This is a genomic window from Paenibacillus sp. VTT E-133280 (genome assembly GCF_002264385.1).
Lineage (GTDB): Bacteria > Bacillota > Bacilli > Paenibacillales > Paenibacillaceae > Paenibacillus_AQ > Paenibacillus_AQ nitricinens.
In genome coordinates this window covers 1-15,309 of record NZ_NFUX01000027.1, presented here as the reverse complement: position 1 = coordinate 15,309, position 15,309 = coordinate 1, and the positions used below count along the sequence as shown (strand labels likewise).

The following is a 15,309-nucleotide window of genomic DNA, read 5'->3' as shown; positions in this document are numbered from 1 at the left end:
CAGATGAATGAACACACATAAACTAGATAAATTGAAACGGCCGCTTTATATCAATGTATATGATGAGCTTCTTCTTCAGATTAACAAAGGAGAATACCTCGTAGGTAGTCAGCTTCCTTCAGAACCGGATTTAGCCAAAAAACTCGGGGTTAGTCGCGCTACTTTACGGCAGGCTTTAGTTCTTTTGCAAGATGATGGATTAGTTAGAAATGTACGCGGTAAGGGAAACTTTGTACTTGAGTCTTCTTATAAACAAGAGGATATTCAATTAGAGAAACTGAGCAACCCCATGCATAAATGTCATATAAGCATATTTGACCAAGTAGATTTACATTATCGGCTGGACCCGCAAACGGAACATACCAAACAAGTATTAAGAAGAGATTCATCTGCAGTTGTAGCTTTAGAACGTTTGTATAGAGCAGGAGGAGAGCTACATGCTTACGCTTTTACTTTTATGTCCATGCAAACAGTAGAGAGGTTATCTTTGGATCTTGATAATAAAGAGAGAATGCTGGATTTTCTAGAGAACAAGGCCTACGTAGATGCTAACCATGGGAATATTGAAATAAAATATACGCATACCGTTAACTTAGCTGATCGGAAAGGTAAATTAATGGGGCAGAACGAGTGCTTTTTACTACTAGAAACCCTGTACGACACAACGGAGCCAGATTATCCGTTAATGTATAATAAATTTTATATCCCACAGCAGTTCTCAAATTTAAAGTTAAATATGTCTAAAGGCTAACCAATAATAATAATGGATTAGAAAAACTCCCTTTTATCTGCGATATTTAGCAGACAGAAGGGAGTTTTTTTGACCCGAATCAAAGAGTTTTTCGATGGGGGATTGATTAATGCAAAATAAATCCTTCCTCTTCGTCCTCATTGCTTGGGAGGAAAGGCAGCTTCGGGTTCGTTTTCAATAAAGTATCCATCAACGCATGGTCAAAATTATGCTTTACTGCACAGTTGCGGTCAAAAATCATGGTTACCTCATCTCCCGGTTTACATGCCGGCCACTGGGGGAGGGAAGGGGTGTTAGGATTGCCATAGCGTGCAAAGCTTACCCAGGCACCACAGATACGTTCCTCCATCCGATCGGAAACTCCCGGAATGAGGCACACAGGAACACGTTTCGTATTATGGAATACGAAAGGGATCTCAGCGCAGTGCCATGCTATCTTGCCGCCCTCAAAAGGAAATTCATAAGCAAACAAGTAGGAGTAGGTAGGCGCTTCCTCGTGTACGGATTTCTTCTCAATAAAGTCCTTGGTTGGAATACGGAAGAAGGTATCTAAGAATAGCAGGTCAGACAAGTGTTTATCCGGATACGATTCCCTAAATTGTGCGACAAGATTTTCCGTATGACTGCCATACTTTTGAGTCAGCATCTCCATGGTGGCTTCCTCAGTCGCGTCCTGCTTGTTAGGGACACCGGGACCAAAAGCAAACTCACCAAATACGCTACCAATCAATACCGGAATGGTCTTCGCATGTTCGGTGAAACCCACCTCTCTAGGATCGCCTACATAAAATTCATTAGGCATAGGATTGCCGCCAATGTATTCCCCTTGCATTGCGAGCGCTGGTGCAACTTTATTATAAGCTGCAGCTAACTGATGATAAGGAACCGCTTCCAATTTTTCCACTTCGGCCACGCCCATATTAAGCTCTGCTAACAGTGCCTTTACTATGGCAGTGCTATCGGTCTTCCGGGTGTCCAAAAACCCATCAATTAATCCGCTCTGGATAACGCCCTTATGGAACAGACCGTCTGCTGCGGGAGTATTCATTAGTGTCCATACCTTCATACCGCCACCAGACTGTCCGTAGATGGTTACATTGTCCGGGTCGCCGCCGAAAGCTGTAATGTTTTCCTGAACCCATTTTAAAGCTGCCACCATATCGGCATTTCCGGCATTAGCGGAATTGACGTATTTATCTCCAAAAGCAGACAGGTTCATGTATCCCAGAATATTCAATCGGTGATTTAAGGTTACTACGACCACATCGCCGAACTCGCTAAGCTTGTCTCCTTCATAAGCTACCTGCTCAATAGAAGAGCCAGCAGCGAACCCGCCCCCGTGTAGCCATACCATAACAGGTTTTTTAGCCTGCGGTTCAAGGCTCTGGGTCCAGATGTTCAGATACTGACAATGCTCATCCATAGGCCAGTAACGGTGAGGAACCAGCACTTCCATGACGGGCTGATCCTGGGTTAACATGGGAGACACATAACCGTAAGCGAGTGCATCCTTAATTCCCTCCCAAGGCGCTATTTCTGTGGGCATCTGGAAGCGCTTGGCATCTGCGTACTTTATCCCGTGGAAGGTGTAAGTGCCGTTGACCTGAAAGCCTCTTATTTTTCCGGCTTTAGTCTGTACAATGGGTTCTGCTGAGGAACATACGAAATTTTTTGCTGTCATCATGGAAATCCCCCTTACATAAGATAGCCCTATTATAATAAAAGAAGGATAGTGAAAAATATAGGAAACTTATCTGCTTTATCCTTATTCTTTGCTTCTTTTCCGGAGGTCAGCAGGTCTGGTCTTAGGATAAGAAAATATTCATGATAAAAAAGTCAAGATTCCCTTATGCAGCAAAATTCCGCCCTCTAGAGGTCCTCGCTTCTTTTGCAGCCACATATGTCATTTGCATTTAAGTCTTGAATACAGGACTTTTGCTAAAACTCTATTGTAAGATCTGTGACAATATAGCCTCTAATGTTTTTGCTTGATAGGGCTCGCCAAATTCATATAATACATCGATTGCTGATTGGGCAAGCGCCGTTCCTTCTTCTTTACTGTTCCTTTTTATTTTAATTAGACCGTTATAATACTTATATACAATCTTAAAGAACAGCATTTGATATTGAGGATTGCTTATATTATTTAAGTTCTCTAATAAGATCTCTGCATAGCTTATTTGATTGATCATAATTAATTCGTAAATCATATTGGTTAGCATTACACATATGACATCTCGTCCGCGTTCGTGGGCTTCATATTTTTTCATAGACTTAATAAGCGTTTGAAAGAGTATATCTCTTTGATCGTAATCTATGTAATTTAAAGTATTTGTGAACAGCTGTATTTCTTGAAGGGTCCAGGATTGGAGATTGTTGAGATAGTTAGTGATCGTCTCAATATCTTCTGTCAAAATGACAGACTTTTCAAACTTATCCGTCAAGTTAAAGTGCTTTAATAATCTTATACGAGACCTGACTTCTGCCAGATGGACTTGAGAGATCAGATCCTCTCTCTGACGTAGTTCTTGATATAGTTCAATTAATGCTTCAAGATCGTTATTATTTCCAGCTTTGGAGTATTTATTGGTAAATGTATCGTGTTTAGATAGTCTATAACCTCTATAAATGTAGAAAAACTCGTCAATCCCCATCATAAGTCGATCTAAAATTTGTTCTAACAGTCTTAATGTGATCTCATGGTTTCCTTTTTCAAATTCAATGGCATATGATTTCGAGATAATATCTAAATACACTTCTTTTTGACTTAATCCCTTATTGGTCCGTATATTTCGAATAACCTCACCGTAGGTATTCAAATCGTTCGCCACCCTCTTATTGAAATCGTGAGCTTTTATTATATTTCAGAGAAAATTTAATTTGATTACGAAAAAATCATATTTTGACTTTTGAAAGCTTACTCATTGTGGTTTTTTTTGGGGTGAATGTAAATATTGATTAATAAATTAAATCCAATGGAAATTCCTTTAAAAGAAGGTCCTATTTATAAGACCTTTATCGTAATTGGACATAAAAACAATTATGATGTCAGTACGTTAGATGGATTAATGGAAGATAGGTTTTACATTTCCTTGGAAGGATTTGATTTATTATGAATAATAAAAATGATTTTTTCGGATTTGAGCGTAAAAATGATGATTTTCCGTTCTACAATGATTTGCAATCTCCTACTCTAAATTTGAAGAGTGGCCTCATTTTTCTTATTGCTGTAGCTGTGGGCTTCGCTCTTTTTCTTATTGGTTTTGGAGGCCCAGTACAACCTTTTATGAATGTGATTTTTCCATTGGCAGCAGTGATTTTTGTTGCACGAAGCCAATGGACGTCTTTATTCAGGAAATTAGTTGCTAAAGATATTATCTTAATTATTGGAACGTACATTGTGAATATTATTGTGACATTCGTTGCTGGTTTCGTTATTTCAAAATTGTTTAATGTGAGCGCTAATCCTGTAGGCGAAAGCTTCAATGGTAATTTTGCGGATGCACTTCCGATGTTCTTGAAGATGGTCCCCATGCTGTTTGGTGAAGAATTAATAACAATACTTCCATTCTTAGTTATTCTAGCATTTGGAGTGAAGAAGCTTAAACTGAGTAGAAAGTCTGCAATAATTGTAGCATGGGTTGTAGCATCCATTATATTTGGTGTATACCATTTACAAACATATAATTGGAACCTTGTACAAGCCATTCTTGGTATCGGTATTGCACGGGTCGTTCTACTTTATCCATACATTAAGACTAAAAATATCTGGACATCTTTTATAGTACATGTAATGAATGACTGGACACTTTTTGGATTTGCATTTTTATCTTCAATGCACCATTAATTAGGTTCAAGCGTTTACGATAGAGTCTAATCAAAAAACTGCAACTCCTTATTGAACAAGGGGGTGCAGTTTTTTTGTATTCAAAAAAATGTGATAGACGCAATATAGCTGCTTTATATGAATGTGATAAAATGGGAAAAATCTATCATAGGGAGAAATTAACATGGGGTTTTCTCTTCTCGGCACACTAATGGCCTTAATTATCCTTGCACCTAGTTTGCTAATGATTAAGTTTCCACCTGAGAATGCACCTGCTGGTGTTCGAGATGCAGGACCGGTCTTTACAATTTTGGAGAGAGTAGGGCAATTGGGTTGTATCGGCATTCTTGCAATCTCAAAGGATAACTTTCAACATGTCAAATTCGGTGTGATAGCTGCCTTCATCGTCTTGTTTATCGTTGTTTATTATGGTCTATGGGTTCGATATATAGTTAAGGGGCAGCAATTTAAATTATTATGGGACCCTTTAGTTTTTATTCCGATCCCGATGGCAGTTCTCCCGGTATGTGCATTCGGATTGGCAGCGATTTGGGGGAAATCTATTTTTTTGAGTATTGCAGTAGTTTGTTTAGCGATAGGGCATTTAGCTAATTCTTGGCATAGTTATATGTACTCCAAGAATCAATAACTAGAATTATAGGGAAATATACCCATGCAAATAGTGATTGGATAGTTAATAAGCTACATAACTAGAGCTGGTTTTACAGTAGATAAAAGCTTGGAAATGTGTGATTTACGAACAATGGAAAAAATAAAGTCGAAAATGTTCGCTTTTTATCATTGACAACTTATGTGGTATCCACCTAAAATGATAGAGCACAACAACATAATTCTTTCGTATATTTCCGGGAATTGGCCTGGAAGTTTCTACGAGGTCACCGTAATGACCTGGCTACGATTAAGAAGAGCAGAGCAACCCCACATGGTCCTGGATTTAGGGCTATGGTCACGGGTACTACTCTTTTTTTCGAGCCGGTGTCTATCAGATACCGGCTTTTTGTTGCTGTCAGACACAACATACCTTAGGGGGAGAACAATTTGAATCGGTTTTTCAAGTTGAAAGAGAACGGCACCACAGTTCGTACAGAAATCATGGCGGGTTTGACCACGTTCATGGCAATGGCTTACATCTTGTCGGTTAATCCGAGTACTTTAACAGCATTTGGCCGTATTGATATGGGCTGGTATTCTGTATTTCTAGCGACTGCGCTGGCAGCAGGTATTTTCACCATCGCAATGGGCGTGTTCATAAACTTTCCAGTGGCATTGGCACCTGGTATGGGACTTAACGCATATTTTGCTTCCGTAATTCTATCTTCCGCCACATCAGAGCATCCATTCACTTGGCAAATGGGTCTGACAGCCGTATTTATTTCCGGTTTGATCTTTATCTTGCTGACTGTAACTCGAGTGCGACAGATCTTACTAACTGCAATTCCTGACAGCTTGAAACATGCGATTACAGTGGGTATCGGGATGTTCATTACGATCCTTGGTCTTAAGAACAGTGGACTCATGACGATTGGTGTTGAAGCTGGTAAAGACATTCCTGCTAACACTTTCACAGATGTCCTTTCCTTTGAAACTATCATTCACATGGGTAGCCTAGAGAATTCCAATGTACAATTGGTAATTATCGGACTTCTTCTAATCTCTATCCTGATGGTATTGAACGTTAAAGGTGCAATTTTATTCGGTATCTTGGGAACAACTGTCGCTGGTATGTTGATGGGCGTAGTTGATTTCAGCGCATTGTCCAGTCCGGCAACGCCTTGGGTTCCTGACTTCACACAATTGAACTTCTTCCAATTTGACTGGGATGGTATCCTGCACACAGGTATTGTTTCGGCGATTGCAACCTTCACATTTGTAGAGCTGTTTGATACATTTGGTACACTTGTAGGTACAGCTCAACGTGCAGGTATTATGGATAACCCTGAAGAAGGTAATAGACGTGTAGGTAATGCAATGTTTGTCGATGCAGTTGCTGTAGCAGGTGGTGCGGCATTGGGTACTTCGACTACTACTGCTTTTGTAGAAAGCGCGGCAGGTGTTGCTGAAGGTGGACGTACAGGTCTTACGGCTGTAACAACTGGCGTATGTTTCTTGCTTGCATTGTTCCTTGCTCCAGTGGTTGCTCTTATTCCTGGATCTGCTACAGCCGCAGCATTGATCGTCGTAGGTGTGCTGATGGCACAATCAATTCGTCAAATTGATTTTCAAGATATGGTTGTTGCGATTCCAGCATTCCTTACGCTTGTTATCATGCCGTTCACTTATAATATCGCTAACGGTATTTCCTTCGGTATCGTAACTTATGTAATTCTTGCTTCTGTAGCTAACCTTGCGGGTAAGAAGAAATACGATATTCACTGGATGATGTGGGTACTTGCGATTCTGATCGTTCTCCGTTATGTATTCCTTGGTAGCGAAGGCTAATATATATAGAGTATTTCTGAAATTCATCTCGGGCTCCTTCATTACTGAAGGGGCCGTTTTTTTATTTTCGATTATGTATTCTTCTGTTCAACTTGTTGTAGGTTCTGCCTTTCCATCATCCAATATTTAGATTATATTGTTGAAGAGGTGATGAATGTTGTCCACAAGATTTAGCAATTGGTATTCTTATTTTAAGAACAATCCTTGGCCTCTCTTATTGTTTTTGTTAGGGGCTGTAGTTCGTATTCTTTACTTTGGTTCTATTCCAGGTGGCTTGAATCAGGATGAGGCATCTATAGGTTATGATGCTTACGCTATTCTTCATTATGGAATAGACCGCAATGGTATTCATTTACCTATTCATCTCATTGCTTGGGGAAGCGGACAGAATGCACTTTATGCTTACTTATCTTTGCCTTTCATATTATTGTTCGGACTCACTCCAATGTCTGTACGTGCTGTTAGCTTAATCATGGGTCTACTGGGTATGCTCGTATTCTATCTTCTTTCCAAAGAGCTATTTACTTCCAGAACTGCTGGTATTGCGGCCATGTTTTTTATCGCAATTAATCCTTGGCATATTATGATGTCTAGATGGGCACTGGAATCCAATTTACTTCCCACTCTGATTCTGCTCTCCGTTTATATGTTACTTAAATCATTTCGAACTCCAAAATGGTCTTATGGCTTTACAATCATGCTTGCCCTTTCACTTTATGCTTATGGAACCTCCTATTTTTTTGTCCCGATATTTGCTTTAGGTACTGGAATTCTTCTATTCTATACAAGAGCACTAAAGCTTCGGACTATTCTATGGAACGGTGTTCTGTTTATATTAATGGCGCTCCCAATCTTCCTATTTATTATGATTAATCGATTGTCGTTAGAAGGGATTTCGACTCCCTTGTTCTCCATTCCGAGATTGACGACGCCGCGTGTGGAACAAGTAACATCGATATTCGGAGGTCAACTCTTACATACAATATCAAGCAATTTCCGGGAATTTATGAAGATATTGATTAGCGGATCGGATGGTCTACCTTGGAATTCAATTTCACCTTATGGATACGCGTATCCTATTGCGTTACCTTTTGTTCTTATAGGACTTGTATTGATGTTCACAACATTACGAAGCCGTGGTCGTGAGAGAATGGGATGGGTCGTTGTTTTACTATGGTTGTTTGTTTCGGTATTGATGACCTTTGTTACGAACGTGAATATTAATCGGATGAATGTGATTTTCTATCCAATCATTTTGCTGATTGTTGCAGGGTTTATGTGGTTAAGCAAGAAAGTAAAAGTATTAGGAATTCTGTCGGCTGTAGCCTTTAGCTTATTTTTTGTTCTATTCACGACAGTCTATTTCCGTGATTATCCTAAAGAGATTGGACCAGCTTTCTTTGAATCTTTCGGTGAGGCTATTCAATATGCTTCTAAAGAGAGTGACGGGGACATTTACGTAACAGACAAAGTTAACATGCCCTATATTTATGTCCTTTTTTATGAGCAGATCAATCCCCATGATTTCTTAGCAACGGTTAATTATTCTAATCCTGGAGGTGCATTTCAGCAGGTATCTTCCTTTGGAAGATATAAATTTGGAAATTCAAGCATAGCTCCGGGAGAGGCAGCGACATATATCTTTTGGAATGGTGATCCCATTCCTGCTGAAAGCGATAATTATTCAGTTAAACGCTTTGCCAACTATACTGTTCTGACCGCTAAGACTGGGGTAATAGAGGAAGTCTCGGAATTTAAAAATGGAGGATTTGAAGAGGGGATATCAGGTTGGAGCTTCTCATCAGGTACGGGTGTAGCGACCAATAATCCCTATAATGGAAGTTATTTAGCCTATCTTGATCCGGGATTTGACAAAACGATTACACAATCTATCAGAATAGCAGAACCCGGAGAATATAAGCTTGCTATAATGGTTAGTGCCGGAGGAGAAGAAGGAAAAGTTGGCGTCCGAGTTAATGGGGGAGTGCGGGCAGAGACGGAAATACCTGTTAGTGAGATCTATCAAGAGCTTATACTTCCAATGGTATCTATCGGTCAGAATGAGCAAACTGAAATTTTTATTAAAGGCGGTAAAGGCTGGATTAACATAGACGAGGTGAGGTTGGAACGATGATCAAGAGTACACGTACGGCCGTAGTGACTGTATTGATGCTGTTATTGTTTTTGCTTCCTGTAACAAGCATTTATGCAGATGGAAATCTATTGCAGAACCCTGGATTTGAGGAGGGGGGAGAGGATGCTCCTTCTAACTGGACTAAGGATATGTGGATTTCTGGAGACAACTCTGGCATACTTTCAATCCAATCGGACGAGGCCCACTCCGGTAGTAAAGCGGCAGTCATTGAGAATATCGAGCCCAATCATGTGAAATGGGTGCAGACGATTAAGGCAACGCCGGACAGTTATTATAAAATTTCTGGATGGATCAAAGTTGTAAGTACCGCAGGCGAGGGAATGGGCGCCAATATCCTTGCCGTTGGAGTAGGCGGGGGTTATCCCAGCGTAACGGATACAGCAGGAGAGTGGCAGTATCTTGAATACATAGGTCAGACAGGACCTAAGCAGAAAGAATTCGGCATAGGTGCAGCTTTGGGAGGCTACTCTAGCTTGATTCAAGGTAAGGCTTATTTTGATGATTTGTCTGTAGAACAATTAGATGCAGCTCCCGAAGGGGCTAATGTCATCTCACTGGATAGTGCAGCAGTTAATCAGGATGCGGGTGGCAAAAAAGCGGATACCCCACATAAAGTATCTCCAACTAAGATGCTGTTGATCTCAGCACTGTTCAGTGTGTTTTTTGCAGTGCTTTATACAAAAGCATTCCGCAGTGAGAAGCTAATGAAGCAACCAGAGAATGTCTATTTCAAATGGTTAAGTATTGCCATCGGAGTTGCTTTTATCCTAAGGGTTTGGATGGGTCTGACGGCACAAGGCTATCAGAATGACATGAATACCTTTATAGCTTGGGGACAGCGTATGGTTGATTTAGGTCCAGGCAAGTTTTATGAGGAAGGGTATTTTGCCGATTATCCGCCAGGTTATTTGTACATTTTGTACCTGCTTAGTCTTATTCGCGGCGTATTTGGCTTTGTCCATGATTCGGGTGGAGAGAATTTACTATTTAAACTACCGGCTATTATTTCTGATTTAGTGCTGGGTTACATCATATATCAAATATCTCGCAAAAAACTGGGTACAGGGATAGCTTTTGGCTTAATGCTATTGTTTCTGTTTAATCCGGCGGTGCTCGTTAACTCAGCAGCGTGGGGACAAGCGGATTCGTTCTTTTTGATTTTCCTGTTGCTCAGTATTCATGGCGCTGCGAACAAAAAGTTTGTTCAATCCGCGATATTGTTTGCATTAGCAACATTAATCAAACCACAAGCGTTAATATTTACGCCGGTATTGATGTTTGCTTTTTATCATCACCGTGCTTGGAAGCAGCTTGGATTAGGAGCTTTGTATGGATTAGGTATATTCGGATTGCTTGCTGCACCATTTTTCTGGAATAACGGTGGTTTAGTTGGGCTTATTAATCTGTATAAGAGTACCTTATCTTCCTATCCCTATTCTTCTGTGAATGCATTTAATTTGTATGCACTGACTGACCCCATGTGGTCATCCCTTGACTTAACCTGGCTGGGCATTACTTATCGTGTATGGGGCTTCATATTTATTTTAGTGGCAGTAGCCGTAGCAGCGTTTTATTCCTTCAAAAAAGATCGCTTGGATTTATCCAAATCCTACTTTATCGGTATGGTGCTCATTGTAGTGGTCTTTGTGCTAGGAACCAAAATGCATGAACGCTATATGTTCCCTGCTATTATTTTATGCATGTTCACTTATGTAGCGAGTCGGGATCGTAGGTTTTTATCCTTATTCCTTGGATTCAGCTTAACGCAGTATATCAATGTAGCTTATACGTTGACCCATCTGAATGCAGGTGTAAATCCAGGTGCAGATGGAATCGTTTTGGTCACTTCTATCACTAACCTGTCATTATTGCTATACATGCTCTACATCGGTTACGACGTGTATGTTCGTGGAGGAGTAAAACCTCTTCCAGCACCACCAACACCTGAAGAAAAATATGAGGAAGACCTTAAAGTCGTCGAGCAAATAAGACCGCACCAGAAGGGAGGGAGACTTAAGCGATGAAGTTTAAGCGTATAGATTGGATATGTATTCTTGCCATTACTGCCGTTTACGCGGCAATTGCTTTATATAATTTAGGTTCTACTAAATCTCCAGAGACCTTGTGGGAGCCAGCTGCCAGCGGTGAAAGCTTCTATGTAGATCTAGGACAGACTAAACAATTGGAACGAGTGAATATATTCGGTGGTGTAGGTACCGGTAAGTTTAAGCTTGAGTTCAGTGAATCTCCTGATGTTTGGAGCAATCCGCTGGATGTGAGCGAGGATGTTGGGAATGTCTTTATCTGGAAAAGCCAACCTTTGAACGTTGCAGCAAGATACGTGAAGTTTACAGTCACATCTCCAGGGTTCACTTTAAATGAAATGGCCTTCTATGAGCAGGGAGGCGAAAGAGTACCTCTTCCTATAGCCGGTGTTACACCGGATGCTAATGCAGCCGCAAAAAGAGGAGAACCTGCCAATCTTTTTGACGAGCAGTCACTCATCCCAGAATATTCTAACTTTATGAATAGCACTTATTTTGACGAGATCTACCATGCACGGACAGCTTATGAATATACACACGGGATTGTGCCTTATGAGAACACTCATCCACCACTAGGCAAGCTATTGATCGCAGTAGGGATGGAACTGTTCGGAGTCAATCCTTTCGGCTGGCGTATTATCGGAACATTGTTCGGGATTGCCATGCTGCCTCTCATTTATGTAATGGCACTACGTCTCTTTAAAAAGAGCAAATATGCAGCACTTGCAGCTGGATTGTTCGCACTGGATTTTATGCATTTCACACAAACAAGAATTTCTACGATCGATGTATACGGAGTATTCTTCATCATGTTAATGTTTTATTTCATGCAGCGATATTACACTATGAATTTCTTCAGGCAGCCCTTAAGAAAAACGCTAATTCCGTTATTCTGGTCCGGTCTATTTTTCGGAATTGGTGTAGCCTCCAAATGGATTGTACTGTACGGAGGAGCTGGGCTGGCCATTATGCTAGCGATTTCGCTCTTCGAGCGCTACAGAGAATACCAAGCATCGGGACGGTTGCTCGCGGAAGGGAAGATCAAAGACAAAGAACTGCTAGGCACTTGTCGCGAAGCCGTAAATTCATTCTGGAAGAATACCATTATTACACTAGCTAGCTGTATTGCATTCTTCGTAATCATACCGGTCGTTATTTATAGTTTATCTTTTGTTCCGGGTTTATCTGCTTCCGCAGAGGGCTTTACTATAAAAGGCTTGATTGATTCTCAAAAGAACATGTACAACTATCACAGTCAGCTTGTAGCTACACATCCTTTTGCGTCCTCCTGGTGGCAATGGCCGTTTATGAAGAGACCCGTCTGGTTCTTCAGTGGCAGTGAAGGATTGCCGCAAGGTCAGGTCAGCAGTATAGTGACTATGGGGAATCCGCTTATCTGGTGGACGGGTATATTCGCAATGCTGGCAACGCTGTGGATTACACTGAAACGCAAGGATAAGAACCTTTATATGATCTGGATCGCATTTTTCTCACAATATGTTCCGTGGATGCTTGTCCCAAGGGAAACCTTTATCTACCATTATTTTGCTATGGTGCCTTTTATGATTCTTGGTATTGTATATATAATGAAGTTGTTAGATAGTAAGTATCCTGAGGCTCGTTATGTTAGTTATATCTATGTGGCTGTTGCTTTACTGCTCTTTGTCGCCTTCTACCCAGTCCTATCAGGGATGCAGGTAAGCGGAGATTATGTGAAGGATATGCTGCGTTGGTTCCCATCTTGGGTTTTCTAAGATTTTTTCAATATCTATAACAATAAGTTTATGCTTACAGCGTTATTATGAGGAATAGAAAGTTGTAACGCTCCATAAAGCTTTTAGGAGGAATAAAGGTGAAAGCCAGATATAGTGTAATTGTACCCATGTTCAATGAGGAGCAAGTAATTAGCGTTACTTATGAACGTTTGAAAAAAGTAATGGACGAATGCGGCGATACTTATGAGCTAGTCTTCGTTAATGACGGAAGTCGTGATCGTTCGGCCCAGATGATTCGGGAGATCAGTGATCGGGATGAATGCGTCAAGCTAATTGACTTCTCGCGTAATTTCGGACATCAGGTAGCAATTACAGCTGGCATGGACTATGCCGAAGGTCAAGCGGTTGTTGTTATTGACGCTGACCTTCAAGATCCACCGGAGGTCATCTTGCAAATGATCGAGAAGTGGAAAGAGGGCTATGACGTTGTGTACGCGAAGCGGCTGAAGCGCCGTGGAGAAACGATGTTCAAAAAAGTAACGGCTAAGATCTTTTATCGGTTGCTCAGCAGCATGACAAGTGTAGACATTCCTACGGACACAGGTGACTTCCGTCTTATTGATCGTAAGGTATGTGATGTCTTGCGGGGTCTCAAGGAAAAAAATCGGTATGTCAGAGGTTTAGTGAGCTGGGTCGGCTTCAAGCAGACGATGGTGGAATATGAGCGGGAAGAACGATTTGCAGGAGAAACTAAGTATCCTCTTAAGAAAATGATTCGCTTTGCGCTGGATGGGATCACTTCTTTTTCGCATAAGCCACTTAAGATTGCTACGTATGTCGGATTCTTTCTTTCCTTCTCCAGCTTTCTCTATTTATTCTTCGTATTGTTTCAAAGAATCTTTTTCACCTCATGGACGGTTCCGGGTTGGGCTTCCATTGTAGGCGTCAATTTGCTCTTTAACGGTATCGTTCTGATGCTGCTAGGTGTAATCGGTGAGTATATTGGACGGATTTATGACGAGTCTAAGGATAGACCATTGTATATTGTCAGTGAGACCATAGGATATCGTAACGAAGAAGAAGTGGATCGCCGGAAGGATTATAATGATGTCAGATAAGAACTTGCGGACTGCTTTCATACAGTTTCTCAAATTTAATGCTGTAGGTCTGGTAAATACCCTCATTGATTTCGTAATCTTCACATTACTGAACTCACTTGGGATGGTATATGCATTGGCACAGGTGATTTCTTATAGTGCAGGGACAGCGAATAGCTTTATTTTGAATAAAAAAGTAACCTTTCGGGATCGCGATCGTGGCAAAAAAGAAGGTTTTGATAAGGTACAGTTGTTGAAGTTTATCATGCTGAATCTGGTGGTCTTAGGGATATCGCTGCTATTAATGCATCTGTTGACTGACAAGTTAGGCATTCAAGTGTTGATCTCCAAGGTATTAGTAACCTTTGTTACGGTGATCATTAATTTCTTCGGAAGTCGTAAATGGGTATTCTAAAATCAAGAGAATCAATACACGGAGGTGACAATCATGCGTAAATTCTCGTACGTGCTCATACTGGCTGGGATCCTTATCATGCTCTATCCAAAAGCTAACGAATGGTATAACGACTGGCAGCAGGATAAGCTATTAGAATCAGCTGAACTCAGCACCACTGAAAGCACTCCACCACCTGATCTGAAGAGCAGATATGCCGAGGTCACTCAGCTACTAGCGGAGGAATCCGTTCTAGATGCACAAGCACAGCCGCAAGAAACAGAAAAGCCGGAACCGGAAATTGAAGTGGGTGGCAAAGTCATCGCATTAATTGAGATCGATAAGATCGATCTGAAGCTGCCTGTATTAGAAGGGGCTACTAAAGCGAATATGAAGCATGCTGCGACCCATATGAAAGAAACAACTCCATTAGGAGAAATAGGGAACGCTGCAATAGCTGCGCATAGAGCTAGAACTACGGGCAGATTGTTTAACCGATTGAATGAGGTTGTGATTGGGGATACGATTACGGTAAAAACTAGCGATCAGACTTATAATTACGAGGTTTATGATATTTCTGTTGTACTTCCTAGTGATGTGTCTGTTCTAGACGGGAATAACAAAGATAAAATTCTTACCCTAATTACGTGTGACCCACTAGTAGATCCTACACATCGTTTGATTGTTCATGCCAAGCTTTCCTAATCGTTGACGAGAAATAACAAGAGAACTCAAATACAGAGAAATAACTATAAAATAATAGTAAATCTAGCAATTTTGTTCTTGTTTACGAGGATAAATATGGTAGTATAAGACTATAAAAGCTAAACACGATAAACGGCAAACCTATCGAAAGGTAGGGACGC

General features: G+C 40.9%; 13 protein-coding genes and 1 riboswitch. Of the genes, 11 read left to right on the top strand and 2 right to left on the bottom strand.

All coding sequences use genetic code 11. The features are described 5' to 3' along the window. The first annotated feature begins 7 nt into the window (after positions 1 to 7). Positions 8 to 751, top strand: a complete 744-nt coding sequence (locus CA600_RS13750) for a GntR family transcriptional regulator (RefSeq protein ID WP_094870690.1) — start codon at positions 8 to 10, stop codon at positions 749 to 751. A 106-nt stretch (positions 752 to 857) separates the two neighbouring features. Here the strand turns inward: CA600_RS13750 and CA600_RS13745 are convergent, their stop codons facing one another. Together CA600_RS13745 and CA600_RS13740 are read right to left on the bottom strand one after the other, a co-directional pair. Further along, a complete protein-coding gene (locus CA600_RS13745; RefSeq protein ID WP_218832775.1) occupies positions 858 to 2,435 on the bottom strand; it encodes a carboxylesterase/lipase family protein in 1,578 nt (525 codons plus the stop codon). A 262-nt stretch (positions 2,436 to 2,697) separates the two neighbouring features. Further along, positions 2,698 to 3,570 (bottom strand): helix-turn-helix domain-containing protein, encoded by an 873-nt coding sequence (locus CA600_RS13740; protein ID WP_094870689.1) that lies wholly within the window; start codon positions 3,568 to 3,570, stop codon positions 2,698 to 2,700. A 135-nt stretch (positions 3,571 to 3,705) separates the two neighbouring features. Between CA600_RS13740 and CA600_RS31240 the strand changes: the two genes are divergently transcribed. The 10 genes from CA600_RS31240 (at position 3,706) to CA600_RS13700 (ending at position 15,148) form a co-directional block, all read left to right on the top strand. Beyond that, positions 3,706 to 3,867: a hypothetical protein gene (locus CA600_RS31240; RefSeq protein ID WP_179281617.1), complete on the top strand. Its 162-nt coding sequence runs from the start codon at positions 3,706 to 3,708 to the stop codon at positions 3,865 to 3,867. Then, positions 3,864 to 4,598 (top strand): CPBP family intramembrane glutamic endopeptidase, encoded by a 735-nt coding sequence (locus CA600_RS13735; RefSeq protein ID WP_094870688.1) that lies wholly within the window; start codon positions 3,864 to 3,866, stop codon positions 4,596 to 4,598. Before CA600_RS31240 ends, CA600_RS13735 begins: the two co-directional genes overlap by 4 nt. A gap of 163 nt (positions 4,599 to 4,761) precedes the next feature. Continuing rightward, on the top strand, positions 4,762 to 5,226 hold the full coding sequence (locus tag CA600_RS13730; protein ID WP_094870687.1) for a hypothetical protein: 465 nt from the start codon (positions 4,762 to 4,764) through the stop codon (positions 5,224 to 5,226). Positions 5,227 to 5,413: 187 nt separating this feature from the next. Continuing rightward, positions 5,414 to 5,513, top strand: a riboswitch (purine riboswitch). Positions 5,514 to 5,636: 123 nt separating this feature from the next. After that, positions 5,637 to 7,037, top strand: coding sequence for an NCS2 family permease (locus CA600_RS13725; RefSeq protein WP_042184716.1), 1,401 nt, complete (start codon positions 5,637 to 5,639; stop codon positions 7,035 to 7,037). 154 nt (positions 7,038 to 7,191) lie between these two features. Next, positions 7,192 to 9,171 carry a glycosyltransferase family 39 protein gene (locus CA600_RS13720; protein WP_094870686.1) on the top strand — a complete coding sequence of 660 codons (1,980 nt, stop codon included), beginning with the start codon at positions 7,192 to 7,194 and terminating at the stop codon, positions 9,169 to 9,171. Beyond that, complete coding sequence (locus CA600_RS31805; protein ID WP_256989840.1) at positions 9,168 to 11,216, top strand: glycosyltransferase 87 family protein; 2,049 nt, start codon at positions 9,168 to 9,170, stop codon at positions 11,214 to 11,216. Before CA600_RS13720 ends, CA600_RS31805 begins: the two co-directional genes overlap by 4 nt. Then, positions 11,213 to 12,991, top strand: coding sequence for a phospholipid carrier-dependent glycosyltransferase (locus CA600_RS31800; RefSeq protein WP_256989839.1), 1,779 nt, complete (start codon positions 11,213 to 11,215; stop codon positions 12,989 to 12,991). Before CA600_RS31805 ends, CA600_RS31800 begins: the two co-directional genes overlap by 4 nt. Positions 12,992 to 13,089: 98 nt before the next feature. Beyond that, entirely contained in the window at positions 13,090 to 14,070 is a 981-nt protein-coding gene (locus tag CA600_RS13710) for a glycosyltransferase family 2 protein (protein ID WP_094870685.1), read from the top strand. Next, entirely contained in the window at positions 14,057 to 14,464 is a 408-nt protein-coding gene (locus tag CA600_RS13705) for a GtrA family protein (RefSeq protein ID WP_256989838.1), read from the top strand. Before CA600_RS13710 ends, CA600_RS13705 begins: the two co-directional genes overlap by 14 nt. Before the next feature lie 33 nt (positions 14,465 to 14,497). Beyond that, the gene (locus CA600_RS13700) at positions 14,498 to 15,148 is read left to right on the top strand and encodes a class D sortase (RefSeq protein ID WP_094870683.1); all 651 of its coding nucleotides are present in this window, start codon (positions 14,498 to 14,500) and stop codon (positions 15,146 to 15,148) included. Positions 15,149 to 15,309: the final 161 nt, after the last annotated feature.

Excerpts from the sequence above, each read along its gene's own strand:
- CA600_RS13750 (WP_094870690.1), top strand. The coding sequence starts at position 8 with ATGAACACACATAAACTAGATAAATTGAAACGGCCGCTTTATATCAAT.
- CA600_RS13745 (WP_218832775.1), bottom strand. The coding sequence starts at position 2,435 with ATGATGACAGCAAAAAATTTCGTATGTTCCTCAGCAGAACCCATTGTA.
- CA600_RS13735 (WP_094870688.1), top strand. The coding sequence starts at position 3,864 with ATGAATAATAAAAATGATTTTTTCGGATTTGAGCGTAAAAATGATGAT.
- CA600_RS13730 (WP_094870687.1), top strand. The coding sequence starts at position 4,762 with ATGGGGTTTTCTCTTCTCGGCACACTAATGGCCTTAATTATCCTTGCA.
- CA600_RS13720 (WP_094870686.1), top strand. The coding sequence starts at position 7,192 with ATGTTGTCCACAAGATTTAGCAATTGGTATTCTTATTTTAAGAACAAT.
- CA600_RS31805 (WP_256989840.1), top strand. The coding sequence starts at position 9,168 with ATGATCAAGAGTACACGTACGGCCGTAGTGACTGTATTGATGCTGTTA.
- CA600_RS31800 (WP_256989839.1), top strand. The coding sequence starts at position 11,213 with ATGAAGTTTAAGCGTATAGATTGGATATGTATTCTTGCCATTACTGCC.
- CA600_RS13705 (WP_256989838.1), top strand. The coding sequence starts at position 14,057 with ATGATGTCAGATAAGAACTTGCGGACTGCTTTCATACAGTTTCTCAAA.
- CA600_RS13700 (WP_094870683.1), top strand. The coding sequence starts at position 14,498 with ATGCGTAAATTCTCGTACGTGCTCATACTGGCTGGGATCCTTATCATG.